Genomic DNA, 26055 nt, shown 5'->3' with positions numbered 1-26055 from the left:
AGGGAATATGAAGGCTTTAGTTGTAGGTGCTGGAAAATTAGGTTATAGGCTTGCAGCTTCACTTATAGATGAAGATTATGAAGTAACTGTAGTAGATAGTGATGAAGATGTAATTGAATATATTTCAAACTCACTAGATGTTTTAAGCATTTGTGCAAATGCACTAGACTTTGGCGTCTTGGAAGAGCTTGACATCTCCCTATTTGATTATGTCATAGCAACTACTACTAATGACGAGGCAAATGTAATACTTTGCACAATTTCAAAAAAACTTGGTGCAAAATATGCCATAGCCAGAGTCAGAGACCCAGAATACAGAAAGCATTTAGACTTTATATCTGAAGAATTAGAGATAGATAAAATTATAAATCCAGACAATGCCACTGCAAGGTCCATAGTAAAGTATCTCATGAAGAGATACCAACTTTACTCCGACGAATTTGCTGGCGGAAAAGTTTCTCTTGTTGAATTTAATATTGGCAAGGATCCAAACTTTATTGGCAAGAGAATTATGGACATCGAAAAGATCAACGACCTACTTATTTCTGCAATTTCAAGAAGTGGAGATGCAATCATCCCAAATGGTCGTACAGTTCTTGAAGAAAATGATGTAATAATCCTAGCAGGCAAATCAGAAAATATAGAAATTTTTGACAAAGAGCATACAGGCGTAAGTAAGACCAAACCCCTTAGAAGCACAATGATTTTGGGGGGAGGAAAGACAGGTCTTTACCTTGCCATGCTCTTATTAAAGGAAAATATTCGCGTCACAATAGTTGAAATAAATAGAGAGAGATGTCTGGAGCTAAAGGAAATGGTTCCAGGTGCAGAGATAATAAATGGCGACGGAACAGATCTTGCCATCCTTGAAGAAGAAATGGTCCACACTTATGATGCCTTTGTAGCAGCGACTGGTATTGACGAGGCAAATTTACTCATGAGCCTTGTGGCAAAGCAAACGGGAATTTATAAGTCCGTTGCAAAAATTTCCAGAACTAATTACGACAAGATTTTGGACAAGCTAGACATAGATGCAGTTTTTAACACTTCCTATATCACTGCAGCAGAGATGTTAAAGGAAATAAGAGGCAAGTCTTCCCTTTCACTTCATCTTCTCTTAAATGGACAAGTGGAATGTGCAGAATTAATTATAAAAGAAAAGCAATTGGTCTGCGGCAAGGCACTTGAAAACTTAAATCTTCCTGAGGGGATTTTAATTATTGCAGTTATAAGGCATAATGAAATGTTAGTTCCTAATGGAAAGACAGTCCTTGAAGCAGGCGACAGAATTATTTTATTCTCAATGCACGAAGTTGCACCGAGAATGCAAAAGATTTTCTCCTCTGAAGGAAAAATTAAGGACGCAATAATGTCTTTTAAGAATCGAGGAAATCATAATGAATTATAAACTTATTTCAAAAATACTGGGTTATATTTTATTAATAGAGACAGCCTTTATGGCACCATCACTCATACTTAGCTTAGTGGAGAAGGATGGAAGTGCCCCTGGTTTTTTAATCCCAATGGCAATAGCTATCCTATTGGGATTAATTTTAATTAACTTAAAAATTAAAAGCAGATCACTTTCGCCAAGGGATGGAATCTTAATTGTTACAGCATCATGGATACTAGTATCTCTTGTGGGAGCAATTCCACTTTTTATTGCAGCTAATATGACCTATGTAGATTCCTTTTTTGAAATTGTATCAGGATTTACCACAACAGGTGCCACAGTTATATCAGGCATAGAGTCCTTCCCAAGGTCAGTTATCCTTTGGAGATCTATCACCCACTGGATTGGCGGTATGGGAATACTTGTCTTTACAGTTGGTCTACTGCCAAAACTTGGCATAGGTGGTTTTCAAATCTTTAAGGCAGAGTCACCGGGACCAGTGGCAGGAAAGATTGAGTCCACAATTTCTCAATCATCAAAAAGACTATATATCATCTACATTATTTTATCAGCTGCACTTTTTACCTGCTTAAAAATTGCAGGTATGCCAGTTTTTGACTCCTTTGTTCATACCTTTGGCGTACTTGGAACTGGAGGATTCTCATCTTACAACGACTCCTTCATGTCCTATGAGGGCAATGCAGTTCACTTTATCCTCGCCGTCTTTATGTTTTTAAGTGCAACAAACTTTACAATTTATTCTCTTATTTCGAGAAAAAAATTCAAGGAAGTTTTACAAAACGACGAGTTAAAACTTTGGATTTTAATAACTCTTGCTGCCATTTTTTTCATTACTCTTGATTTATACTCCAAAGGTTATCCATCACTTTTATTGGCCTTTAGAGATTCAGCCTTTCAAGTTACATCAATATCATCAACGTCTGGTTTTGCCAATGCAGATTATGAATTGTGGCCAAGTTTTTCTAAGTTTATTTTGCTCATCCTCATGATCTTTGGAGGCTGCGCAGGTTCCACTGGCGGCGGCATAAAAATTACGAGAATTTCTATTTTATTAAAATTAATCAAAAGAGAAATGAGAAAGGCGACACACCCAAAGGCAGTCCTTCCAATTATTGCCGATGGAAAGACCTTGTCCGATGAAGTTGTTCTTGGCATAAACGCCTATCTAGGGACTTACTTTGTTATAGCAATAGTTTCTACTGCCATAGTTACGCTTTCTGGTGTAGATGTAATAACAGGATATTCTTCTGTTGCAACTACACTTTCAAATGTGGGACCAGGATTTGGCGACATTGGTCCAACAAAAAATTTTGCTTTTTATAATGACTTTTTTAAATTATATTTTAGTGCTCTCATGCTACTTGGAAGGCTTGAATTCTTTACTATTCTCGCGCTTTTCTCCAAGGGCAGAAGAAGAAAGGAAATTATTAAATTATAATGAAAATTTTAATTATCGGTTCAGGAAAAGTTGGCTCTACAATTGCAAATACATTAAGCCTAGAAAAGTTTGACATAGACATAGTTGATAGGAAAGAATTAAATTTTGGAAGCATCACCAACACTGTGACAAAAATAAAAGGAGATGTATTAGACGAAAATTTTATGCTAAATTTTGATTTAGAAAAATATGACTACGCAATTATAGCAACAGATAGCGACAAGACAAATTTAATAATGGCATCAATTTTTAAGGGTCTTGATGTAAAAATTATTTTGCGCCTCGACGAAATGGAAAATATTTCTGAAATTGGCATTATAAAAAACTCCCTTCCCAATGTTGTAAATATTTTTAACAGAAGCCTTGAGTCAGCAAAACTTGCCACAAAATTAATTGGCTCTTCAAATTATTATGAGGCAGATTATTTTGGCAAGGGCAAGATTGAAGTCACAGGTCACTATATTGACATGGACGAAGAGTTTGAAAATTTAAAGATAAAGGACATAGGCTCTCTTTCCACGATTTTAGTCGTTGGAATACTAAGAGAGGGAGACTTAATTGTGCCAGACGGCGAAACTACTTTAAAGAGCGGCGATTATATGTATCTTATGGGTCTTTCTTCTGACATAAGAAACTTCAAATACTCTCACTTTGAGATAAAGGAAAGGGAAGAAGTGCGCGATGTAGTCATTGCATCAGGTGACATGACCTTTAACAGAATGATCTCCAACCTTGAAAATATTAATTTAAAAATAATTGAACCCAATAGAGAAAAATTTGAAGACCTTAGAAGAAATCTTCCAAGAGCCTTTGTTGTCAATAAAAGTTTGAAGAATGACAAAATTTTTGAGGAAGAAAATATTTCAAGGGATGCAGTTTTTATTTCCATGACGGATTCTGACGAGTTAAATATAGTTCTTGGACTCTTGGCGAGAAGCCACGGCATTTCAAGAAATATAATAATTCAAGGAGACAACAATTACGACAGCATTTTAGAGAGCCTGGGTATTTATAGGGTCATGGACCCAAAGGTCATTGTGGCAAATGAAATTATAAAAGCAATTAACACTGACATGAAGGTCTCAATAAATTATATGTTTGGCGGCAAGGCGCAAGTTTATGAAATAAAAATCCCCGACGACTTTTTATACATTGGCAAAAAATTATCTGAAATCAATCTTCACAAAGAAATTATTATTGGCGGTATAATCAGATACGATAACTCGGCAGTAATACCAAGGGGCAACACAAAAATTGAAAAGGGCGACAGACTTGTCATCTTCTCAACTAATGAAAGCAGAAAGGAATTGGAAGAGCTCATCGACCCAACATTGAAGAAAAGTATTTTTGATTTTTTCAGGAGGTGATCTTGTGAAGGAAATTTTTAAAAATGACTGGCAAGAAATATTGGAAGAAGAATTTGAAAAAGACTACTATAAGGACCTGAGAAAACTTTTAATAGAAGAGTACAGACATCACCAAATATTTCCACAAGCTCAAGATATTTTTAACGCCTTTCACTACACTTCTTACAAGGACTTAAAGGTCCTAATACTTGGTCAAGACCCCTATCACAATGTGGGTCAAGCCCATGGACTTGCCTTTTCTGTAAAGGAAGGAGTGAAGATTCCACCTTCACTTCAAAATATTTATAAGGAATTAAATTCTGATTTAGGTATTCCTATAGCAAAGACGGGCTACTTAAAGTCTTGGGCAGATGAAGGAATAATGCTCTTAAACACAACCTTAACTGTAAGGGCACATGAACCCATGAGCCATTCAAAAATCGGCTGGGAAATTTTTACCAACTCAGTTATAGAAAAAATAAACGAAAAAAAAGAGCCTGTGGTCTATATACTCTGGGGCAACCATGCCAAGGCTCGCAAAAAATTTATAAATAATGAAAATCACCTCATAATAGAAGGCGTCCACCCGTCACCACTTTCTGCCAATAGAGGTTTCTTTGGCTCAAGGCCCTTCTCCCGTGCCAATAAATTTTTATTGGAGAGAGGAGTTACGCCACCTTCATGGGAAGTTAAATAGAATTTTTAAAATTTAAAATATTTTTTATTACAGCAGAATCATTTGCCAAGTGCAAGTCATCCTTGCTGTAATTTTTTTTGTAGTGGGGGTCATAATAATTTATTAGAAGATCTCTTATTAAAAAATCGTAGTCGCCCTCCTGGAATTTTTCTAAATATAATTTTTCCCTTTCAGGAGAAATAAATTTTTTGATTTCCAAAAGGGACTTATAAATTTCATCTCTATCTGATAAATTGTAGTCTCTCTTAATTCTTTTTATGCGACTATTTATAGGGTCTTCAATTATTATTTTTCTGCCAGAAGAAATTTTTTCTATTAAAGTTTTTGGCAGCTGAATATTTCCAATTTTTGAGCTTTCTCCTTCAGTGAAAATAATTTTTTCATCTTCACCGAATCCATTTAAGGTGTCAAATAGTAGGGACTCAAAATATTTTTGAGAAGGTTGATTACTAAGTCCTATGCCACCAAAGTTTGAGCCTCTGTGGTTGGCAAGCTCTTCAAGGTCAAGGACAGGATAAGTACCTTTTAATTTATTTAAAATTTCAGTTTTTCCAACACCAGTTTTGCCGCAGAGAACAATAAAATTTTTTTCTCTTATTAAAGAATCTAAATTTTCGCGTATATATTTTCTGTAGGACTTGTAGCCGCCAATTAATTTTTTTACATCAACATTTAAAGCTCTAAGAAAAGTAAAAAATATATTGGACCTGTAACCACCACGAGAGCAGTAAAGGACTAGGTCGTCACAAGATTTTTTCAAATCAATAATTTTTTCGTAGTAGGCTGGGAGTTTGTCCTTGGCAAAATTTATGCCAAGATACTTTGCCTTCTCCACGCTTTCTTTTACATAAGTTCTTCCAACAACTTCTCTCTCATCATCCTCAAGTATGGGAAGGTTTATTGCGCCAGGAATTCTATAGTCATAAAATTCTTTGGGACTTCTCATGTCCACAAAGATAATTTTTTTGCCGCCTTTTATCATTTCATGAAGTTCTTCATAATTTAATTCGTATTTCAAAGTATCACCGCTAATAATATATCACTTAATGGGGTCGCTTAAAATAAAATATGGAAAAATTTTATTTTAAGAATATTTTGGATATAATGTAGGTGAGGTGTATTATGGAGTATTTAAAAATGAATTATTCAAATATAGACAAGGTAAAGATAGGCGATGTGCCAGCCCTTATAATTGAGCCAAGGGAAAAAACAAATAAGACCATAGTTTTTTATCACGGCTGGGGGTCTTCAATGAAAAATCAAATTTTCCGCGGCAATATTCTTGCCAGTTATGGCTATAGGGTAATCCTTCCTGAAGCAAGATATCACGGAGAGAGAAATGATATAAATTTAGATTACGAGGATAAGTCCATGGAGGCAAAATATATTTTAAGGGTCATCATGCACAATATTGAAGAGGCGCCCTCAATTTTTAATTTCGTGGAGGAAAAATATCCTGACAGTCAAATTGCAGTGGGCGGTCACTCCATGGGTGCCATAACTGCTGGTGGTCTCTATGCCTTTAAGAAGGATTTGAAGATGGCATTTATCTTTAATGGCGTAAACAATTGGCAGGCCCTTGTTGATTCAGTAAATAAAATTAAGGACCAAGAAAAGATAGAGGAAGAAGAATTTAGGATCAATGAATTTTTCCTAGACATGGATCCCATGGCTAGCCCAGAAATTTTTAAGGATAGACCCATGGTTTTATACAACGGGAAAGACGACGATGTAATTGACCCAAGAGGGCAAGAGTCCTTTACAAGGGAAATCGAAAAATTTTACGGCGACAAAAAACTTTTGGACTTTCAAATTTTTGACATGACTTCCCATCAAATCACGACGCAAATGCTGGAAGCAGCAATTATATTTTCAAAGGAGAGGGCGGGCTTCTAATGAATACTGAAAAATATTTAGTAAGTGAAAAGAAAAAATTAAACTTGTACGATGTGCCAACTTCCTACAATGGAAAACTACAAAAGGAAGAGGTAAAGGAAGTTTTAATTCCAGAAAATATTGCAAAGATGCGTGAATACCACGAAAGGCTTTACGCAGAAAACAATCAATCCCTACTCATAGTCCTTCAAGCCATGGACGCTGCAGGCAAAGACTCCCTCATAAAAAATATTATGACGGGAGTAAATCCACAGGGCACCAAGGTTGTTCCCTTTAAAAAGCCAAGTGACGGCGAACTAGACCACGATTATCTTTGGAGAGTTGCAAAAGAACTTCCTCCTCGTGGCGAAATTGGAATCTTCAACAGAAGCCACTACGAAGATGTCCTTGTGTCAAGAGTTCACAATTTAGTTTTGCACCAACCCTTCCCAAAAAACTTAGTCACTAAGGACATTTGGGAAAAGAGGTTTGAAGAGATTAATAATTTTGAAGACTATCTCTCCAACAATGGAACTACAATTGTAAAATTCTTCCTTCATGTTTCTAAGGAAGAACAAAAGAAGAGATTAATGGAGAGAATTGACAGGCCAGAAAAAAATTGGAAGTTCGCCTCCTCTGACATTACAGAGAGAAAATATTTTGACGACTACATGAAGGCCTATGCCGACATGCTTGTTAAAACATCTACAAAGAGAGCACCATGGTATATTGTGCCAGCCGACAGAAAATGGTTCTCAAGGTACTTGGTGTCCGAAGTTATTGTGGAAAAACTAAGGGAAATGGATCCACAGTTTCCTGTGCTTTCAAAGGAAGAACTAGACAGCCTAGACAAGTGGAAAAAAATTTTAGAAGAAGATTAATAAGGGACCTCTTTACTAGTTGTAAAGAGGGTTTTTTGCAAAACTCTAAAATATTTTATAAATTTGTAAAAACTTACACAAAAAAAAGAAGGCGTGAGCCTCCTTTAATATTATTATTCAGCTGGTTCAAAATCAGATTTTTCAGCTCCACAAAGTGGGCATACCCAATCTTCAGGAAGTTTTTCAAAAGGTGTTCCTGCTTTGATTCCATTGTCTTCGTCGCCTACTGCTGGATCATAAATATATCCGCAAAGTGAGCATTCGTATTTTTTCATTCTATCTTCCTCCTAATAAAATTCTTGCTCTTTCAAGCCTAATTCAATTATAACAAATTGATAAATATAATACAGTAAAATTTTAAAATTAATAAAATTAGACAAAATCTTTTGAGTTTAAAGGGAAGAAGTATTGGGTAATTTCTAGGTAGATGGAGTGAGAACTATGGATACTTTATATAAATTTAAAGGATTTGTTAATAGCGATTTATCTTTAATAAAAAATTTTTTGGATTCGGCTATGAAAGATCTAAATCCCTATATAAGAGACCAAGAAAAATTATTTGATATAAAAGTTATTTTAAATGAACTAGTTGTCAATGGAGCAATGCATGGCAACGAAGAAGACCTGAACAAAAAAGTTTGTTTAAAATTAATTTTGGACAGGGATTCTTTAAAAATTATTGTAAAAGACGAGGGCAGGGGCGTGGACTTCGACACGGCTCTATATGACTGTACCCAAAAAAGATGTAATGGCAGGGGACTTTTAATAGTTGAGGCCCTTACTGACCAATTGATTTTAAATGACAACGAAGTCATAGCCATAAAAAATTTATAAACCAATACATATTTACTACATAGAAAACCCCTAGGGGTTTCTTTTTTTGCAATAAAAAAGGCTGCCTCATGACAGCCATAAATTTTTTATTAAAGAGCCTTTAAAACTTTTACAAGGTGGTCATAAACTCTCTTTGTTGAAGAAATTGAAAGATTTTCTTTTTGTGAGTGAGCCCCTCTAATGTCTGGTCCAATAGAAATAATGTCAAGGTCCCTATTTTTTTCGAAGAAGACGCCACATTCAAGTCCACCGTGAGTGAACTCTTCTTCCATTTCCTCTCCCTTCATTTCCCTGTAAATGTCCTTTACGATTTCTCTAAAGTGAGATTCTTTTTTGTATTCCCATTCAGGATATGGGTTTTCAAATTCAGCTTCTGCGCCAAATTTTTTCACTATATCCATATAAATATTTCCAAAGTCTTCAGAAAGTGATGAGGATGCAAATCTTAGTGAAACGAAAACATCTACTGTGTCATCAAGAAGTTTTGCTATGGCAAGGTTTGATGATGATTCAAGAACTTTTTTAGCCTCGTCAATAAATGTGTGAGGTCCAGTTGGAAGTTCAAGTAAATATTTTGCAAGTTTTTCAGTATCTTCTGCTGTTAGGACTTTTCCCTCATGAGAAATTTTTTCACATTCTATAATTAATTCGCCTTCAACGCCCTTAAATTTGTCCCTTGCAAATTCTATGGCATCCTTTAATTTATCTTCGTCACATACTAGAGAAACTTTACCTTCTCTTGGGATTGCATTTTGCTTTGTGCCGCAGTCAAGGGAAATTAATTTTGCGTCATCAAGCTTATTTAAAATTTCTGCAATAACCTTAATCATGTTGCCCTTGTTGTTGGCAATTTCCATGCCAGAGTGGCCGCCCAAAAAGCCGTGAAGGTTAAGTGCAAAAGCTTCGCCAGAGTAATCTTCTCTATCAACTTTTAATTTTGAATGAAGTAACTTTCCGCCGGCAGAAGAAACTGTTAGGATGCCTTCTTCTTCTGAGTCGATGTTGATCAAATACTTGCCTTCAAGATATTTTGCCTCAAGATCCTTTGCTCCGTGCATGTCAGTTTCTTCGGACACAGTTACAATAATTTTAAGGGGACCATGTTCTTCTTCTGCAAGTGCCATTGCCATTGCAACTCCAATGCCGTCGTCAGCACCAAGAGTTGTTTCATTGGCATGAAGCTTGTCGCCATCAACTATTAGTTCAATTGGGTCAGTTAAAAAGTTGTGGTCTGAGTCCTTGCCCTTTTCGCAAACCATGTCCATGTGACCTTGCAAGATCACCTTTTCTCTATCTTCCATGCCCCTTGTAGCAGGCACTTCCATAATAATATTTAAAGAATCATCTTGGACAACTTCATAGCCAGCATCTTCTCCAAATTTTTTTAAAAAGTCAGAGACAGCTTTTTCGTTGCCAGATTCTCTAGGGATTTGTGATAATTTTTCAAAATAATCAAAAACTTTTTTTGGTTCTAAATTCATATTAACCTCACTTTAAAATAACCTTGTGGTAAACTTTCTTGCCCTTTCTAATTATTATTTCTCCATTTTTGAAATCGTCCTTAGTAAGTTCAAGCTTAGGATCACTTATTTTTTCATCATCAAGGGAAACTCCGCCTTGAGTGATTAGCCTTCTGCCTTCAGAATTTGTCTTAATTAGACCAAGTTCAGTCATTAAATTTAAAATTCCAACAGGTTCAGCAAATTTTTCTGCTGGCATTTCTGTTGCAGGAATGTCTTCAGAATCTTTTTCTCCACCAAAAAGTGAATGTGAAGCATCGAGGGCAGCCTTAGCAGCTTCTTCTCCGTGAATGTCTTTTACAACTTCGTAAGCTAAAACTTCTTTAGCCTTATTTATTTCAGCGCCTTCTAATTTTTCGTATTCAGCAATTTTATCAAGTGGAAGCATAGTTAGAAGCTTCATAAATTTAATTACATCACGATCGTCGCAGTTTCTTAGGTATTGGAACATTTCGTATGGCGTAGTCTTTTCTGGGTCAAGCCAAATTGCTCCAGCCATAGTCTTGCCCATCTTGATACCTGCTGCAGTAGTAAGAAGTTTAAAGGTCATGGCATAAACCTTGTCATTTTCTAATTTTCTAACAAGTTCGTAGCCACCAAGGATGTTTGACCATTGGTCTGAGCCGCCAACTTCTAGCTTGCAGTGATGCTTTCTATATAGATACAAGAAGTCATAGGATTGCATAAGCATGTAAGAAAATTCAAAGAAAGTAAGTCCTTGTTCCATTCTGTTTTTGTAGCAGTCAAATTGTAGCATCCTATTAACAGAGAAGTGAACGCCAATTTCCCTTACAAATTCCAAGAAATTTAACTTCAAAAGCCAGTCTGCATTGTTTTCGATGTAGCCCTTGCCTTCAGAAAAATCTAAAAATTGTGAAATTTGTTCCTTAAATCTGTTGGCATTGTAGTCGATAGTCTCTCTATCCATAAGAGTTCTCATGTCGCTCTTGCCAGATGGGTCGCCAATAGTTGTAGTTCCGCCGCCAAGTAGAGCTATAGGAATGTGACCTGCTCTTTGCATGTGTTGCATTACTCTAATTTGAATGAAGTGACCAAGAGTTAGAGAGTCTGCAGTTGCATCAAAGCCAACATAAAAAGTTACAGGCTCTCTGCCAAGCATTTCTCTAAGTTCATCTTCATAAGTGCATTGGTCTAAGTAACCTCTCTCACTTAAAATATCATATACATTTTCCATAAATTCCTCCAAAAAAATAAAAAGAGACCAGGGGATGAAAGGACGCATTCGTGGTACCACCTTTCTTCGCCGAGGCCTCAAAACTTATTAGACTCCAATATTGTAATTCAGCTTGCGCTTACTGTATATCTTCACCGTCTTATATTCATACTATTTATGATATAATAATCTAAAATAAAGAAATTGTCAAATGGGGTGAGACTTTGATAGGCATAGATATAGTAGAAGTAAATCGAATAAAAAAAATAATGGCTGACCATGAAAATTTCTTGGCAAAAGTTTTTAATGAAGATGAAATAAAAAGGATAGAAGAGAGAAAAAATCCCTACGAGAGAATAGCAGGCATGTACGCTGCAAAAGAAGCTGTGGCAAAGGCAATGACTACAGGAATTGGGGAAATTTCCTTTCACGATATAAAAATAAAATACATAGAAAACCTTCCTCATGCTGAAGTTTTTGACAAAAAATTTTATTTATCCATTAGCCACGAGAAAAATTATGCAGTGGCTGTGGCAAAATTATGTGAAGATGATCTTGCAGGAAAAAATTTTGAGGAAAAAATAATCTTAGATGAAGAATTAAAAGCCCTTTGGAAAAATAGAGATGATGATACCCATAAGGGCGACTTTGGAAAGATTGCCATAGTGGGCGGCTCTCTTGGCATGACTGGTTCATCTTATCTGTCATCTAATGCAGCCCTAAAAGCAGGGGCAGGTCTAGTCTATAACATAGTGCCAAGAGAAATTTTTGACATCATGTCCATAAAATTCATCGAGCCCATAGCAAAGTCCTTTGATGATTTAGATGAAATGGAGAAATTTTTAGATGGCATAGACGCCATAGCCATGGGACCAGGCATGGGTCTTGGCGAATATGCCAAAGGTGTTTTTGAAAAAATAATAAAGACAGAAAAAAATCTCTTAATAGATGCTGACGGCTTAAATATTTTGTCAAAGAACCTAAATTTATTGGAAGAGAGAAAAAATTTTACCACGATTTTAACTCCCCATGAAGGAGAATTTGCAAGGCTAACTGGCTTATCCCTTGAAGAAATAAAAAATAATCGAGAGAGACTCGCAGTAGACTTTGCAAAAAAATATAAAGTGATTTTAGTTTTAAAGGGGCACAAGACTATTGTCACAGATGGCGAAAGGGTCTATATAAATAAAACAGGAAACTCTGGCATGGCAAGTGGAGGATCAGGCGATGTCTTGACGGGAATAATTTCTGCCTTTATGAAAAATTATGACCTATTTGACGCGGCAAGGCTTGGAGTTTATGTCCATGGACTTGCAGGAGATGTCTTCGCAAGTAAAAATTCCAAGACCAGCCTAAGGGCAAGGGACCTAATAGAAAACCTAAGCACAGTTTTTAAAAATTTTGAAGAAAAATAAATTTGTTTTTCTTTTTTTTAAGATTTATAATAAAAGTAAAGTAATGTAACCCGAACTTTGATTAAATGTTTACATGTAAATATTAAAAGAGCTTAAAATTAATTTATTATAAAAATAAAGGTAGATGAAGAAATTTTATGAAATCATATCCGTTTAAAGTCCATGCCTTTTGGCAGATCCTAAACATTTTTGTCTTAATTACTATGTCAGAGTCTGTCAAAAATCATAGAAGTCCAATAATTGTAGCCTTGCCTGCCTTGTTGGCTCTTGTCTTAAATTTGATTTGGATAAAAAAAGAAAGGGACAATTGGAGCAAGGGATACAAAATAGCCATGGGTATTTATATAGTTGTTTTAATTTTATTTACAATTTCCATGGTTAAGATGTCAATGTAAAGAAAAAGCCTAAAATTTTCTCAGACAATTTTTAAAGGAGTTATTATGTTAAAAAATAGAAAAATACTTTTCATAATTTTATTTGCCCTAGATCTTTTTTATACATATCTTGCAATCACTGGAGTGGCAGAATTCTTTCACCAGTTTAGAGGACCAATCTATGTACAAGTGCTTTGGTTTGTAGTAGTTTTTGCGCCATCAATTGTTCATTACCTACCAGGAGGAACAAAATATAATTTAAAGGAAACAATGAAATATACCATTCCTTTATTTATTATGATTGCAATAAATTTTGTCATGCCCATGTACTTGAAATAGATTTATTAAATATTTGTAAAAAATAAATTTAATTTCTATTATTTGTATATATTTATGAAAATTGTGTTAGAATAATATAAAGGTTGTTCATAGTTCAATCTTTAAAATCTCTCTCGCCTTAAAAGGTGAAAATTATGATGATAAAAAGAGGGGATATATTCTATGCCGACCTGTCACCAGTTATTGGTTCAGAACAGGGAGGAGTAAGGCCCGTAGTTGTTGTTCAAAATGACATTGGTAATAAATACTCGCCTACTACAATTGTTGCGGCAATTACATCTCAACTTAACAAGGCGAAGTTACCAACCCATGTTAATGTGAGAGCTAAAGATGTTCCGCTTCCAAAGAATTCTGTGATTCTTTTGGAGCAGCTGAGGACAATCGATAAAAAGAGGCTGAGAGAGAAAATCGGTAAATTCGGCAAAGACGTTATGGATGAGGTTGACGCTGCAGTAAAAGTAAGTTTAGCGATGAAATATTGAACAGCATACATATTTAAAAGACTAGGTCTCATTTGATCTAGTCTTTTTCTTTTGCAGAAATTTTTAAGTATTTTAATTTTTGCAAAATTTTAAAATATATCATTGTAAATATGTGAAAAAATAAAAGATAAATTAACGGCATTAACGGTAAATTAACGGTAAATTAACGGTAAATTAACGGTAAATTAACGGTAATTATAATATAATACAGTAAAGATAAAAAGAGGTGGATTATGAATAGAATTTATGTAAGTGCAGACAAAAGTAATATTTATTTTTCTTACGATAATGTTAAAGAAATAGTTTTAGATTTGAAAATTTATAATAATGTTGTTGAAAATATGGACAAAGATGACTACAAATTTTTTGAAAGAATAATAAGTAATTATGAAATTAAGACTCAAAGAGAACTGGAAAAAAATTTTTTATATTTATTTAATTTCATTTTAATAAATAACTTAGCAAATTATTTGTTGGACAAGGCGAGAGATATTGAGGCTGATGAAATTGTTTTTGACGAAAAAATTAAAAGAAGCAAAAAGCAAATTATTAAGCTTTCTTCAAAATTAGATGTTGAAGATGCCTTAGGCGACTTAATTATTTGTCTAATTAACTCTGATGAGTATTTAGATGGAAAAGTTAAAATAGACTATGGAAAAATTGAAAATAAAGTTAGTGAAAAGAAAAAAGTTCTCATTGAAGATATTTTTAGATACAGAGCCTCTAAGGCAGATGATTTTAGAAATAAATTGTTAGAAGACTTGGTAGCTTTTAAGTTTGTGAACCAAAAGTCTTTAGAGGAGGAAAATTTATATAAGCTTCCTATATACATAGATCAGGAAGGACTTTCAAATAAGGGAATAGAAAACTACATTGATTTTTTACCTAACTGGACTTCCTTGGCATACTTGAAGATGTTGGAAAAAATTTATAATTATTTTGTTGATTATTATAAGCTTGATTACGATAAGGGTTTAAATAACAATGAACTTTTGCTAGCTCTTATTGAAATTTTGGATTATGAAGTTAAGGACTATCCTCAGGGACTTGAAAAATCTATTGAAGTTGGAAGGTCTACTGCAGGCAAGTGTTTCTTTATTGATTCCTTTGTAACTCCTCTTGCTTTGAGCCAAGAGTTAGCTCTAGTTTTACAATCTAAGGATGCTTTTGGAGTGGTACCTAAAGTTTTTAAGAATAATTAAGGAGGATTTATGGCAAATATTAATTTTAAATTATTTGGTAATCCAACAATTACAGAAAATGGAAAAGAAATTTATTTGCCGCCTGGTAAAGTCAGCGCCCTATTATATTATATTTTGCTCAAGAAAGTTGTATCCAGGGATGAAGCTGCTGCTATTTTTTGGGGCAGGTCTAATGAAAATAGGGCAAAGGTAAGTCTAAGGAATGCAATTTATAAAATCAAAAGGGCTTTCGGTGAAGATGTTATTGAGACACCAAATAAGACAATTCTTACTATAAACGAAAAGCTAAATATTTTTGTGGATGTAATAGAATTTGAAAAAGATCCAATAAGCAATTTAAATTTATATAAGGGAGATTTTTTGGGAAGCCTTTATATAAAGGATTGTACTGAGTTTGAGTATTGGGTCTTGGAACAAAAAAACTATTATAAAGACATGTATATTAAGAGCATAAAGTCAAAGATTGAAAAGGATTATAAGGATAAAAGCTTTTCTGATTTGGAGAACAATATAATGAGCCTCATTTCACTTGAAAACTTTGATGAGTTTGGTTATTTGTATCTTTTTAAGATTTATCAATCTAAGGGAAGATATGACAAAATAATAAATGAATATTATAATCTAAAAAACATTTTGGAAGAAGAACTTGGAATTGAACCGTCTGATGAGATTCAAGATATTTATAAAGAGGCTTTAAAATATTTAGATAAACAAAAAAAATCAAAAGATTCCAAGATTAAATTGTACGATAGAAATTATGAAATTGAGAGAATACAAAGATTACTGGAAGATTTTAACAACAATATAAGCACAAAATCCATATTATTATTCGGAGAAAGTGGAATTGGTAAAACTACTCTAAAGAAAGAGATACTTGAAAACAATAAGGACGGATATCATATTTTTGAAGTTCAATGTTACAGCTTAGAGAAGATTTTTTCTTATTCTCCTTGGTTGAAACTTATTAAAATATTAGATGAAGAACTATCAAAGAAAAAGATAAAAAAGCCTGAACTTTGGGGTGATTTGTTAAAAAATTTATTTTATGATACAAACAAGCTTAAACAACCAATGGTAAATATATTAGAGAGCAGAGAAGATTTCAATTTAGATTTAATATATTTAGCAACAGAAAAAGTATTAAAATTACTATCTTTTAATAAAAAAACAATAATAGTTTTTGAAGATTTACAGTTTATGGATAAACTTAGTGCAAAATTACTTGTAAATATGCTATTACAGGGAAATGAAAATTTTTTATTTTTCAATATTATTTCTAATGAAATTGAACAAGACCTTTTAAAGACTATAAATATGCTGAAAGAATTGAATAAAATAGAATTAATTGAGTTAGAAAAATTTAGCAAGATGGATGTTGGCATTATCTTACAAAAATCTTTGAAAGGTAGAGAATTAAAAGATGAGGATGTAGATAATATATATAATATGAGCAAAGGGAACGCTCTTTTGCTAAACGAATACATAGAACTATATAAAAAGAACGAAAATTTGGAAACTGTAAGCCCTAAAATGAATTCACTTTTGCAGACAAAATTTGCAATGTTGGGAGATATCGAGAAGGAAATTTTGAGTGTTGTGTCGGCCTTTTATGGAGATGTAAATATTAATAATATTTTAAATTTATTAGACTATAAAGCTTTCGATGTTGTAAATGGAATAAATAATTTAACAAGATTAAATATTCTTGAGGAAAGAAATACTAAAAATGGAGTGTTCATATATTTTACAAATAGTCTTTATAAAAATTATATTTATAATGGTTTAAGTGAAATCTCAAAACAAGTTATTCACGCTGAAATAGCAAAGATGATTGATGTTACAGATCTTAGAAGTCACAATGATGTTACAACTTATATAAAATTAAAATATCATTATGAACAAGCTAAGGATAAAACAAACACACTTAAATATGAAATTTACATATTAAATTATTATCTAAATTTCAATCACGAAGTATATCCAAGTTTAGATGACTATGATGTGAGTAGACAAGTAAAAAATTTTATCAACAACAACGAGGTTTTGACAGAAATAAACTCCATTAATGATAGAATACTTGTATTGAAAAATGAAGTAACTAATGAAAAAGAAATTGAGGAAATAAAAAAGCTAGAGCTTATTTTTCTTTACTGCAAGGGAAGATATTTAATTAGAGCTGGAGAGTATAAAGATGGCGTAAAAGTTATGAAAAGGGTTATCGACCTTGCCGAAGCTATGAATGACTACAAGACAAAACTTCAAGGCAATAAGCAGATGGTAATTTATGGGATTCAAATAAATGACACCAGTGTAATGCTTAGTCATATTATTGATGGGATAAAAGATGCTAAAACTTTAGAAGATAATCTAGAGATAGGAATAATGTATAGACTTTATGGTGTCTATTACACAATGAACGGAAATCTAAAACAAGCAGAAGACTTTTTCAACAGATCCATTGAAACAATTACAAAATCTGGAAGAGTAGAACACTCAAGTTCAATTAGTGTTGCGGCAAATTATAATTATATTGGAGAGATTAGAAATTCACAATTTTACTATGAGGATGCCATGAACTACTTCAAAAGGGCTATAGAATTAAGCGAATATTCAGGGGCATCTTGCCTCTCAATATTTTATATAAATGCAGCAAAGACTTCTTTCTTCATGGATAATGCTGATGAAATGAAAGAATACCTAAAAAAATCAAAGGAAATAGTAAGAAGATTTGATTCTTATTGGAAAGCTCCAGTCCTAGATGCTTTTTTATCTCTCAGCAGTTTTATTGATAAAGATTATGCTAAAAGCTTAAATTATTTAAAAAATGCCATTGGCGAAGTTAAAACCATAAATAACCCAAAGGATATTGGAGAAATTTATTTTGTAAAAACTATTTTGAGAAAAATGATAGATGAGCAAAAAAATGATTTAACTGAAAATGTAGATAAGTTTTTAAATCAAAACTGCGAATATTACTATTACAGATCAATGGAGTACCTGGATAAGTACAAAAATAGGGCAGAGATTAAATACTTAGAAGATAAAATAATGAAGAGAGGTTAATATGAGTTTTTATATGTTAGTTGACTTTGGAAGCACTTACACAAAAATTTCTTTAATAGATATCGAAAATGGGCGTTTATTTGAAAGAGTAAACGCCCATACTAGCGTAAAAGAAGGTGTGGACAAGGGCTTTGAGGAAGCTTTAAAGAAATTAGATGAAAAAGTTAATTTAAAAAATTTGGAGATAAAAGAAGTGCTTGCTTGCTCTTCTACCTATGGTGGCTTAAAAATGGTGGGAATAGGGATAACTCCACAATATACTACAGAAGCGGCTAAAAGAGCTTTAGTAGGGGCAGGTGCAAAACTAATTAAGGCCTATAACTACTATCTAAAGGAAAGAGATATTGAAGAGATAGAAAAATTAAATCCAGACATAATCCTTTTAACTGGTGGAGCTGATGGTGGAAACAAAGATTATATTATCGAAAATGCAAAAAAATTAAGCAAAATAAAAAACATTCCCCTTGTTATTGCTGGAAACTCTTCAGCAAAAGAGGAAATAGAAAATATTTTAAAAAATTCTAATTCAAATTATATTTTTGCAGAAAATGTAATGCCCGATGTAAATAGATTTACGCCAGAAGATGCTAAAGAAAAAATTAGAGAAATTTTTATGGAGAAGATAACTCACGCCAAGGGAATGGACAAGATAAAAATTATAAAAGATAGAGTTTTGATGCCAACACCAACAGCAGTTTTAAAGGCAGCGGAGCTTATGGCAATGGGCACAGAAAAATATGAAGGCTTTGGAGATTTAATTGTAGTAGATATTGGTGGAGCAACTACAGATATTCACAGTGTATCTGAAGCACATAAACTAGAGTCAAATATTTTAGAGGGACTCAGAGAATATTTTTTAAAGAGAACTGTGGAAGGAGATATGGGCATGAGGTACTCCGCTTACAGTGCCTTTGAAAATTATAGGGAAGGGTTTTTATCTCATGACTACTCAGAAGAAGAGATTATAAAAAAGTGTACTATGAGGCAAAAAAATCCAGAAATTATTTTTCAAGATGAGGAAGAATTAAAATTTGACAAAGTAATTGCAGAAAATTGTGTGAGAGTTTCAATAAATAGACATGCAGGAAGTATTAGGAAGGGATATTTAAATGGTCACTATATAGATTTTCAAGACGGAAAGGATCTTCGCTTTGTTAAAAAAGCTATTGGAACAGGTGGAGTAATAATTAACAATAAAAATCCAAAAGAAATTTTAGAAAAAATTAAAGATGGAGAAAATAATAAATTAACGCCAGAAAATCCGTCTTATTTTATAGACGAAAAGTACATCCTTTCACATATTGGACTGCTATCAACCATTGATAAAGACTTGGCTTTTAAGATTTTAAGTGAAAACTTAAAAGAAGTTAAGTAAAAATTAATTTTCCAGCGTTAACAAAAAAATTTTTTAACAATTTTTTAAAAACAGCAGAATAATAACGATAGATTAACGAGGGCTCAATATAATGTAATCAATAAATGATCCTCATTTATAAAAAATCTTAGTAAAGAAAGGAAGATAAAATAATGAACGGAAACAAAGGATTATATTACAGAGAAAACCCTGAAATACTTTATGAAGTAAAAGCACAAGGTGGAGGAATCAAAGATACTGATACTTTAAGATGTAAGGGCTGGCGTCAAGAAACAATACTTAGAATGTTAGAATTTAACATGGAAAATGCTGAAATTCCTGAACTACTTGTTATTTACGGTGGAAACGGAAAATGTGCTAGAAACTGGGAATCATATTGGGCAATAGTTGATTCTCTAAAGAATCTAGAAGATGACGAAACACTAGTAGTTCAATCAGGAATGCCAGTTGCTATTTTTAAAACACATAAAGAAGCTCCAGTAGTAGTTATGGCTACAACAAACATAATGCAAGCTACATGGGAAAGATTCTACGACTTACAAGATAAGAACTTAACAATATTTGCACAATATACAGCAGCTCCTTGGGAATATATAGGAACACAAGGTGTAATTGAAGGTACATTTGAAACATTGTCAGCAATTGCAATGAAAAAATACAATGATGATTTAACTGGAAAAATTTATCTAACTGCTGGAGCAGGCGGAATGGGTGCTAACCAAACTTGGGCAATGAAGATGCATGGTGGAGTTTGTATAGTGGTTGATGCTAACGAAAAAATTCTTCAAAAGAGAATTGAAAAAGATTACCTTGACATGATCGCTGATTCACTAGAAGAAGCCATTGAAATTGCAAAAGATCACTCAAAAAGAAATGTTCCAAAATCAATTGGTATCGTAGGAAATGCAGCAGATGTTTATGAAAAAGTTTTAGCAAGCGACTTTAGACCTGACATCTGTTCAGAAATGTGCCCATGTCACGACCCTATTTCTTACATCCCTTCAGGATACACTCCAGAAGAAGCGGACCAATTAAGAATTGAAGATAGAGAAAAATACTTAGAACTAAGTAGAGAAACTATGAAGAGGCAACTTGCAGCTATGATAGCTCTAAAAGAAGATGGCGTTGAAGTATTTGAATATGGAACTTCTATTAGAAAAGAATGTATGGATGCTGGATTCCCTAGAGAAGAAGCTATGAAGATTGGCGGATTTGTTTACGAATACATTAGACCACTATTCTGCGAAGGTAGAGGACCTTTCAGATGGACTTGTCTATCAAGAGACCCTCAAGACTTAGTTGAAACTGATGATATAGCACTTGAAATTTGTAAGGGCGACAATCTTGTTGAAAGATGGATAAAACTTGCAAGAAAGAACCTTCCAATTGAAGGAATGCCAGCAAGAGTTTGCTACATGGGATTCGGACAAAGAAAGAAATTTGGTCTTGCAATTAACCAAGCAATAAGAGAAGGAAGAATTAAGGGAACAGTTGCATTCTCAAGAGATAACCTTGACTCAGGATCTATCGTTAACCCTACATTTGAATCTGAAAAGATGCCAGATGGTGGAGATTATATATCTGACTGGCCATACCTAAATGGACTTCTTAACGCAGCAGGCGGATGTGACCTTATTGCAATCCAACAAAACTACTCAATGGGTGAAGCAGTTCACACTGGAGTTACAATGATTGCTGATGGTACAGAAGAAGCTGACAGAAGACTTGCAGTAGCTCTAACAGTTGACTCTGGAATCGGAGTTGTTCGTCACGCACAAGCAGGATACGAAGCAGCAAAAGCAGTTGCAAATGGTAAGGGCAAGTACACTACAGATTCTATCAAGATTCCACTATGGTGGCAAAAAGCTGAAGATGTAACATTTGGACCAGAAGGAATGTATCGTTAATAATTTAGCACAGTTTATATCCTAGAAGAATTAATAATATAGAGTGTCATGGGACAAACAAAAGAATCGAGACAGCTTTGTTTGTCCCAGACTTGTATATAAAGCTTTTAAACACTAAAAGGATAAATTATGCTGATAGAAATTTTCAAATTAATATTAATTTAGACATTACATTTTATATAATTTGCAGATAAAAAAAGGAAACTAGAGAACGATTTCAAAATGCAATACTAAATTTATTTTTAATAAATCATTAAAAAGGAGGAAATCTATGATTATATTTAATCCGATCGTTATATCTGTAATAGTTCTTTCTGTGCTATGCCTTTTAAAGCTTCCTGTTATGGCAGCTCTTCTAATATCAGAATTGACAGCAGGGCTAGTCAGTGGAATGGGATTCTCAGGAACTATGGAAGTTTTTGTAGGAGGAATGGGAGGAAATGCCAATACTGCACTAAGTTATATTCTTTTAGGTGCATTGGCTTTCACTATTAATAAGACAGGTGCAGCAGATATTTTAGCAAAAAAAATTTCACAAGTTGTAAGAGGAAATAAATTTACCCTTGCAATCATTATAGTTTTAGTTTCAATGGCATCAGGAACAATAATTCCTGTACATATTGCTTTTATTCCAATTTTAATACCACCACTTCTTAGCTTGATGAATAAAATGAAGATGGATAGAAGAATGGCAGCAATATGCTTTGGCTTTGGACTCAAAGCACCTTATATAACTATACCAATTGCCTATGGTGCAATTTTTCACGGTTTAATAAAAGACTCCGTAAACCAAGCTGGTTTAAATATTACAGGTGATGTGATTTGGAAAAATACATGGATGGCTGGTATTGCAATGCTTATTGGTCTTGTACTAGGACTTTTGTACTTCTCACGAGATAGAGAGTATGAAGACATTCATGATGAAATTGGAGAAAAGCCTGAAGAAATAGTTAAGGTAGAAACAAAACATTGGTTAACTCTTGGCGCAGGTATTATTGCCTTAGTGATTCAATTAAAAACTGGTTCATTACCACTTGGAGCATTAGCTGCTCTTGTATTTATGGTAGTAACAAGAGTTATTAAATGGAAGGAAATTCAAGAAGTACTAGACGGCGGTATTGGGCTAATGGGCTTTATAGCTTTTGTAATGTTAATAGCAGCAGGATATGCTAATGTTATCAACACTTCAGGTGCTGTAGATCATTTAGTTGATGTTGCCTTTGATGCACTAGGAGGCTCAAAAATAGCTGGATCCTTCACTATGACTATGCTTGGTCTTTTAATTACTATGGGAATAGGAACAAGTTTTGGTACAGTGCCAGTGGTTGCAGCTATTTATGTACCACTTGGACTAAAACTTGGTTTTTCTCCAGGAGCTATAGTATTTATGATAGCTGTAGCAGCAGCTTTAGGTGATGCTGGTTCACCTGCATCTGATACTACACTCGGACCAACAGCTGGACTAAATGCAGATGGTCAACACGATCATATTTGGGACACATGTGTACCACAATTTATTTGTTACGACATCCCTCTTATGATTGCAGGAATATTATGGCCACTATTTATATAGGAGAAAGATATGTTAATTTTAAAAAATTGCAGAGAACTTTTAACTGTAAAAGAAGATGCAAAAGATTTAATAGGACTGATGAATAATACATCAGTCCTAATTAAGGGTGAAAGAATTGAAAAAATTGGGGCCTATGAGGACCTAATAAAGTTAGTTGATGATGAAGATTTTGAAGAAATAGACTGTAGTAACAAAGTTGTCATGCCTGGCTATGTAGATTCACATACTCATCTTTTATTTGGAAAATCTAGAGTGGATGAATATGTTGCATCTCTTACAAATACAAGTGCAGAAGTAAAAAAATTAGTTAAACTAGTGGGACTGGAAGCATCTATTTTCTACACAAAAAATGCAAGCGATGAAGAATTAATTGAGTCTAGTTTGACAAAATTAAAGAGGATGCTTTTATCAGGTACAACAACAGTTGAAATAAAATCAGGATATGGCATTGATAAGGAAACTGAATTGAGACAGCTAAGATTAATTAATAAATTAAAAGATAAGACGCCTCAAACTATACTTTCAACTTACCTTGGAGCCCACTACTTTGATGTAGAAATGGGAAAGGAAAAATACATCGACTTTATGATCTCTGAAGTTTTGCCAATAATTAAGGAAGAAAAATTAGCAGACTTTTCAGATATTTGGGTTGATGATGGATATTATACAGCAGAAGATGCAGGCAGGTTCTTGAGTGCTTGCCTTGACTTTGGACTTGTTCCGACACTTCACTCAGAATGTTATTCTGCAATTGGAGGAGCAAAAGTTGCAGCAAAATTAAAGGCTGCAAACATAGGTCACTTAAATTATTTGACAAGAGAAGATGCAAAAGCTCTTGCAGAAAATAATGTGGTGGGAATAATTATTCCTACTACAGACTTTAGTGTCGCTCATCCAAAGCCAGTTGATCCGTCCTATATGCTCGAAGAGGGAATGAATCTTGCTATAGCAACAAACTTAAATCCTGGCAACTGGTTTGAGTCAATGGATTTGGCAATGACGCTAGCTTGTAGAAATCACAAGATGACAGAAAGACAGGCTATTAGGTCAGCAACTTTAAATGGAGCTAAGGCCCTTAGAATAGAAAAAGACTATGGATCAATTGAAGAAGGAAAGTACGCAGATGTCCAAATAAGAGATTCTGATTCGTATAAAAATGTTGTTTATAAGGTTGGAGTTAATGAAGTAGTACAAGTTATTAAAAAAGGTAAAAAATTAATTTGACGGAGGTAATAATGAACTATAAAGATATTTTAGATTTAATGCTAGACGAAAATGATTTTACTGTTGGTGGTGGCTGTGCTTCTGCTATAGCTGGAGCCATGGCTACAGGCCTAATAGGGATGGTTGCTAACCTTTCTAAGGGAAAAGATTATGGCTATGAAGATGAAAAATACGATGACATAATTAAGGAACTTAATGAAATGAAGGCTAAATTCTTAGAAGGAAGCGTCAATGATAACAAGGCTTATCTTTTAATTGTTAATGCTTACAAATTACCAAAGTCAACGGAAGAAGAAAAACAAAAGAGAAGGAAAGCTATACAAAATGCTGGGATTGAAGCAGCAAAGGTTCCTCTATCAAATGCTTTATTAAACAAAAGAACTTATGACATTGGAAGAGATCTTTTAGAAAAATCAAATCCAGCTGCTGTTACAGATTTGCAAGCAGGAATTGATCTAGCTAAGGTCGGCATTGATGCAGGACGTGCAAATGTTCTTGCAAATATTCCATTAATAAAAGATGAAAAAATTGTAAGTGATTTTAATAAAGAACTTGAAAGTCTAGATTAATTTAATAATTATGAATAAAAATGAAAGATTAGTTTCTATCGACGAGAAATATATTGGCAAGTCTACTAGAGCAGCATACTTCCCCCTTGTTGCAGAGAAAGCAGAGGGTGTAAAGGTAATTGATTTAGATGGAAATGAATATATTGATATGATAAGTTCTGCTTGCGTTGTCAACACAGGATACAATCATCCAGAGATAGTGAAAGCTACTAAAGAGCAAATAGATAAATACATTCACTTTACCAATGATTATTTTTACACTGAGCCACAAGTCAATTTGGCAAAGGAACTTGTTAGAATTACTCCAGGCGATTTTGACAAAAAAGTTATATTTGGATTTTCTGGTTCCGATGCCATTGACTCTGCCATAAAAACAGCAAGAGCATATACAGGAAGATCAAAGCTCATTTCTTTTGTAGGCGCCTACCATGGTTCAACTTATGGAGCGATATCTTTAAGTGCAATAGATACTAATATGAAAAGAAAAATTGGACCCTTGTTACCAGAAGTCTTTCACTTGGACTATCCAAACATTTTAAAGAAAGATAAAAGCATTACAGAAGATGAATTTGCCGATATTGAATTTAATAAGTTTTTAGATAATTTCAATTACTACATTCCTAAAGAAGAAGTTGCAGCAATATTCATTGAACCAATAATTGGAGATTTAGGTCTAATAAAACCACCCAAAAAATTCATGAAAAGACTTAGGGAATTTTGTAATGATAACCATATTCTACTAATCGTTGATGAGATCCAACAAGGATTTGGAAGAACTGGAAAGTGGTTTAGCATAGAGCACTTTGATATTATTCCAGATGTTGTTGTGATGGGAAAGGCTATGGCATCAGGATTTCCCATGAGTGCTGTTGTGAGTCGAAGTGAAATAATAGATTCAATCCCCATGCCTGGGCAGCTTTTCACTCTACAAGGTAATGCAGTAGCCTCAGTAGCTGCTATAAAAACAATAGAAATTATTGAAAAAAATCATCTCCTTGACAGGGCAAATATTGTAGGTGAATATATAAAAGAAAGATTCAAAAAAATTCAAAGGAAGTCTTCATATATTGGAGATATAAGATGTTTAGGATTAAGTATTGGCGTAGATCTTGAAGACAAATCAGGGAAATATTCCTCCTCAGATTTGGTTAAAAAAATATGTTACAGATGTTTTGAAAAGGGACTAATACTCATCTATCTAGCAGGAAAAACTTTGAGAGTACAACCTCCTTTAATAATTAATGACTCTGAAGTTGAAAAAGCCATGGATATTATTGAAGACTCCTTTGAAGAATTGGAAGAGGGAAAAATAAGAGACGAAATTTTAGATAAAATAAAAGGATGGTAGATTAT

The 26055-nt window shown here is 33.7% G+C and carries 23 protein-coding genes; 19 read left to right on the top strand and 4 right to left on the bottom strand.

Annotation, left to right across the window (positions count from 1 at the left end; all coding sequences use genetic code 11):
• Nucleotides 1–7: 7 nt before the first annotated feature.
• From trkA to WMO19_RS02410, 4 genes are read left to right on the top strand one after another with little or no spacing between them, the layout of a single operon-like run.
• Entirely contained in the window at nucleotides 8–1408 is a 1401-nt protein-coding gene (gene trkA / locus WMO19_RS02425) for a Trk system potassium transporter TrkA (protein ID WP_349170060.1), read from the top strand.
• The gene (locus WMO19_RS02420; RefSeq protein ID WP_349170059.1) at nucleotides 1398–2852 is read left to right on the top strand and encodes a TrkH family potassium uptake protein; all 1455 of its coding nucleotides are present in this window, start codon (nucleotides 1398–1400) and stop codon (nucleotides 2850–2852) included. Before trkA ends, WMO19_RS02420 begins: the two co-directional genes overlap by 11 nt.
• On the top strand, nucleotides 2852–4219 hold the full coding sequence (locus WMO19_RS02415) for an NAD-binding protein (RefSeq protein ID WP_349170058.1): 1368 nt from the start codon (nucleotides 2852–2854) through the stop codon (nucleotides 4217–4219). Before WMO19_RS02420 ends, WMO19_RS02415 begins: the two co-directional genes overlap by 1 nt.
• 4 nt (nucleotides 4220–4223) lie before the next feature.
• Nucleotides 4224–4895, top strand: a complete 672-nt coding sequence (locus WMO19_RS02410) for a uracil-DNA glycosylase (RefSeq protein WP_349170057.1) — start codon at nucleotides 4224–4226, stop codon at nucleotides 4893–4895.
• Here WMO19_RS02410 and mnmH read toward each other — a convergent pair.
• Nucleotides 4888–5913 carry a tRNA 2-selenouridine(34) synthase MnmH gene (gene mnmH / locus WMO19_RS02405; RefSeq protein ID WP_349170056.1) on the bottom strand — a complete coding sequence of 342 codons (1026 nt, stop codon included), beginning with the start codon at nucleotides 5911–5913 and terminating at the stop codon, nucleotides 4888–4890. The genes WMO19_RS02410 and mnmH overlap by 8 nt on opposite strands.
• A gap of 119 nt (nucleotides 5914–6032) precedes the next feature.
• Here mnmH and WMO19_RS02400 point away from each other — a divergent pair, with 119 nt between their 5' ends.
• The gene (locus WMO19_RS02400) at nucleotides 6033–6791 is read left to right on the top strand and encodes an alpha/beta fold hydrolase (protein WP_349170055.1); all 759 of its coding nucleotides are present in this window, start codon (nucleotides 6033–6035) and stop codon (nucleotides 6789–6791) included.
• On the top strand, nucleotides 6791–7651 hold the full coding sequence (locus WMO19_RS02395) for a polyphosphate kinase 2 family protein (RefSeq protein WP_349170054.1): 861 nt from the start codon (nucleotides 6791–6793) through the stop codon (nucleotides 7649–7651). Before WMO19_RS02400 ends, WMO19_RS02395 begins: the two co-directional genes overlap by 1 nt.
• A gap of 113 nt (nucleotides 7652–7764) precedes the next feature.
• Here the strand turns inward: WMO19_RS02395 and rd are convergent, their stop codons facing one another.
• The gene (rd, locus tag WMO19_RS02390) at nucleotides 7765–7926 is read right to left on the bottom strand and encodes a rubredoxin (protein WP_019125235.1); all 162 of its coding nucleotides are present in this window, start codon (nucleotides 7924–7926) and stop codon (nucleotides 7765–7767) included.
• 166 nt (nucleotides 7927–8092) lie between these two features.
• Here rd and WMO19_RS02385 point away from each other — a divergent pair, with 166 nt between their 5' ends.
• Nucleotides 8093–8485 (top strand): ATP-binding protein, encoded by a 393-nt coding sequence (locus WMO19_RS02385; RefSeq protein ID WP_349170053.1) that lies wholly within the window; start codon nucleotides 8093–8095, stop codon nucleotides 8483–8485.
• Nucleotides 8486–8574: 89 nt separating this feature from the next.
• Here WMO19_RS02385 and pepD read toward each other — a convergent pair whose 3' ends face one another.
• Entirely contained in the window at nucleotides 8575–9966 is a 1392-nt protein-coding gene (gene pepD / locus WMO19_RS02380) for a beta-Ala-His dipeptidase (RefSeq protein WP_349170052.1), read from the bottom strand.
• A gap of 7 nt (nucleotides 9967–9973) precedes the next feature.
• Nucleotides 9974–11200 carry a tyrosine--tRNA ligase gene (gene tyrS, locus WMO19_RS02375; RefSeq protein ID WP_288166591.1) on the bottom strand — a complete coding sequence of 409 codons (1227 nt, stop codon included), beginning with the start codon at nucleotides 11198–11200 and terminating at the stop codon, nucleotides 9974–9976.
• Between the two features lie 203 nt (nucleotides 11201–11403).
• Between tyrS and WMO19_RS02370 the strand changes: the two genes are divergently transcribed.
• From WMO19_RS02370 to WMO19_RS02315, 12 genes are all read left to right on the top strand, one after another.
• Nucleotides 11404–12594: an NAD(P)H-hydrate dehydratase gene (locus WMO19_RS02370; RefSeq protein ID WP_349170051.1), complete on the top strand. Its 1191-nt coding sequence runs from the start codon at nucleotides 11404–11406 to the stop codon at nucleotides 12592–12594.
• Between the two features lie 137 nt (nucleotides 12595–12731).
• Nucleotides 12732–12989: a hypothetical protein gene (locus WMO19_RS02365; protein ID WP_349170050.1), complete on the top strand. Its 258-nt coding sequence runs from the start codon at nucleotides 12732–12734 to the stop codon at nucleotides 12987–12989.
• Between the two features lie 45 nt (nucleotides 12990–13034).
• Nucleotides 13035–13307 carry a hypothetical protein gene (locus WMO19_RS02360; protein WP_349170049.1) on the top strand — a complete coding sequence of 91 codons (273 nt, stop codon included), beginning with the start codon at nucleotides 13035–13037 and terminating at the stop codon, nucleotides 13305–13307.
• Between the two features lie 134 nt (nucleotides 13308–13441).
• Nucleotides 13442–13789: a type II toxin-antitoxin system PemK/MazF family toxin gene (locus WMO19_RS02355; RefSeq protein ID WP_019125228.1), complete on the top strand. Its 348-nt coding sequence runs from the start codon at nucleotides 13442–13444 to the stop codon at nucleotides 13787–13789.
• Between the two features lie 233 nt (nucleotides 13790–14022).
• Complete coding sequence (locus WMO19_RS02350) at nucleotides 14023–14991, top strand: hypothetical protein (RefSeq protein WP_349170048.1); 969 nt, start codon at nucleotides 14023–14025, stop codon at nucleotides 14989–14991.
• Between the two features lie 9 nt (nucleotides 14992–15000).
• Complete coding sequence (locus WMO19_RS02345) at nucleotides 15001–18054, top strand: AAA family ATPase (RefSeq protein WP_297393299.1); 3054 nt, start codon at nucleotides 15001–15003, stop codon at nucleotides 18052–18054.
• A gap of 1 nt (nucleotide 18055) precedes the next feature.
• Complete coding sequence (gene glmL / locus WMO19_RS02340) at nucleotides 18056–19429, top strand: methylaspartate mutase accessory protein GlmL (RefSeq protein ID WP_349170047.1); 1374 nt, start codon at nucleotides 18056–18058, stop codon at nucleotides 19427–19429.
• A 152-nt stretch (nucleotides 19430–19581) separates the two neighbouring features.
• Nucleotides 19582–21336 carry a urocanate hydratase gene (locus WMO19_RS02335; RefSeq protein WP_349170046.1) on the top strand — a complete coding sequence of 585 codons (1755 nt, stop codon included), beginning with the start codon at nucleotides 19582–19584 and terminating at the stop codon, nucleotides 21334–21336.
• A 271-nt stretch (nucleotides 21337–21607) separates the two neighbouring features.
• A complete protein-coding gene (locus WMO19_RS02330) occupies nucleotides 21608–22909 on the top strand; it encodes a Na+/H+ antiporter family protein (protein ID WP_349170045.1) in 1302 nt (433 codons plus the stop codon).
• A gap of 9 nt (nucleotides 22910–22918) precedes the next feature.
• Nucleotides 22919–24133 carry an imidazolonepropionase gene (hutI, locus tag WMO19_RS02325; protein WP_349170044.1) on the top strand — a complete coding sequence of 405 codons (1215 nt, stop codon included), beginning with the start codon at nucleotides 22919–22921 and terminating at the stop codon, nucleotides 24131–24133.
• Between the two features lie 11 nt (nucleotides 24134–24144).
• Complete coding sequence (locus tag WMO19_RS02320; protein WP_349170043.1) at nucleotides 24145–24702, top strand: cyclodeaminase/cyclohydrolase family protein; 558 nt, start codon at nucleotides 24145–24147, stop codon at nucleotides 24700–24702.
• A 10-nt stretch (nucleotides 24703–24712) separates the two neighbouring features.
• A complete protein-coding gene (locus tag WMO19_RS02315; protein ID WP_349170042.1) occupies nucleotides 24713–26050 on the top strand; it encodes an aminotransferase class III-fold pyridoxal phosphate-dependent enzyme in 1338 nt (445 codons plus the stop codon).
• Nucleotides 26051–26055 lie beyond the last annotated feature (5 nt).

Source organism: Peptoniphilus hominis (ex Hitch et al. 2025) (genome assembly GCF_040096015.1).
Lineage (GTDB): Bacteria > Bacillota > Clostridia > Tissierellales > Peptoniphilaceae > Peptoniphilus_A > Peptoniphilus_A hominis.
This window is presented reverse-complemented; position numbering and strand designations above follow the sequence as displayed.

What these genes read in the sequence shown, in the direction of transcription:
- WMO19_RS02400 (WP_349170055.1), top strand. Translation starts at nt 6,033, where the DNA reads ATGAATTATTCAAATATAGACAAGGTAAAGATAGGCGATGTGCCAGCC.
- WMO19_RS02330 (WP_349170045.1), top strand. Translation starts at nt 21,608, where the DNA reads ATGATTATATTTAATCCGATCGTTATATCTGTAATAGTTCTTTCTGTG.
- WMO19_RS02385 (WP_349170053.1), top strand. Translation starts at nt 8,093, where the DNA reads ATGGATACTTTATATAAATTTAAAGGATTTGTTAATAGCGATTTATCT.
- WMO19_RS02395 (WP_349170054.1), top strand. Translation starts at nt 6,791, where the DNA reads ATGAATACTGAAAAATATTTAGTAAGTGAAAAGAAAAAATTAAACTTG.
- trkA (WP_349170060.1), top strand. Translation starts at nt 8, where the DNA reads ATGAAGGCTTTAGTTGTAGGTGCTGGAAAATTAGGTTATAGGCTTGCA.
- WMO19_RS02415 (WP_349170058.1), top strand. Translation starts at nt 2,852, where the DNA reads ATGAAAATTTTAATTATCGGTTCAGGAAAAGTTGGCTCTACAATTGCA.
- WMO19_RS02365 (WP_349170050.1), top strand. Translation starts at nt 12,732, where the DNA reads ATGAAATCATATCCGTTTAAAGTCCATGCCTTTTGGCAGATCCTAAAC.
- WMO19_RS02345 (WP_297393299.1), top strand. Translation starts at nt 15,001, where the DNA reads ATGGCAAATATTAATTTTAAATTATTTGGTAATCCAACAATTACAGAA.
- WMO19_RS02320 (WP_349170043.1), top strand. Translation starts at nt 24,145, where the DNA reads ATGAACTATAAAGATATTTTAGATTTAATGCTAGACGAAAATGATTTT.
- WMO19_RS02420 (WP_349170059.1), top strand. Translation starts at nt 1,398, where the DNA reads ATGAATTATAAACTTATTTCAAAAATACTGGGTTATATTTTATTAATA.
- WMO19_RS02355 (WP_019125228.1), top strand. Translation starts at nt 13,442, where the DNA reads ATGATGATAAAAAGAGGGGATATATTCTATGCCGACCTGTCACCAGTT.
- tyrS (WP_288166591.1), bottom strand. Translation starts at nt 11,200, where the DNA reads ATGGAAAATGTATATGATATTTTAAGTGAGAGAGGTTACTTAGACCAA.
- WMO19_RS02335 (WP_349170046.1), top strand. Translation starts at nt 19,582, where the DNA reads ATGAACGGAAACAAAGGATTATATTACAGAGAAAACCCTGAAATACTT.
- glmL (WP_349170047.1), top strand. Translation starts at nt 18,056, where the DNA reads ATGAGTTTTTATATGTTAGTTGACTTTGGAAGCACTTACACAAAAATT.
- WMO19_RS02315 (WP_349170042.1), top strand. Translation starts at nt 24,713, where the DNA reads ATGAATAAAAATGAAAGATTAGTTTCTATCGACGAGAAATATATTGGC.
- WMO19_RS02350 (WP_349170048.1), top strand. Translation starts at nt 14,023, where the DNA reads ATGAATAGAATTTATGTAAGTGCAGACAAAAGTAATATTTATTTTTCT.
- hutI (WP_349170044.1), top strand. Translation starts at nt 22,919, where the DNA reads ATGTTAATTTTAAAAAATTGCAGAGAACTTTTAACTGTAAAAGAAGAT.
- WMO19_RS02360 (WP_349170049.1), top strand. Translation starts at nt 13,035, where the DNA reads ATGTTAAAAAATAGAAAAATACTTTTCATAATTTTATTTGCCCTAGAT.
- rd (WP_019125235.1), bottom strand. Translation starts at nt 7,926, where the DNA reads ATGAAAAAATACGAATGCTCACTTTGCGGATATATTTATGATCCAGCA.
- pepD (WP_349170052.1), bottom strand. Translation starts at nt 9,966, where the DNA reads ATGAATTTAGAACCAAAAAAAGTTTTTGATTATTTTGAAAAATTATCA.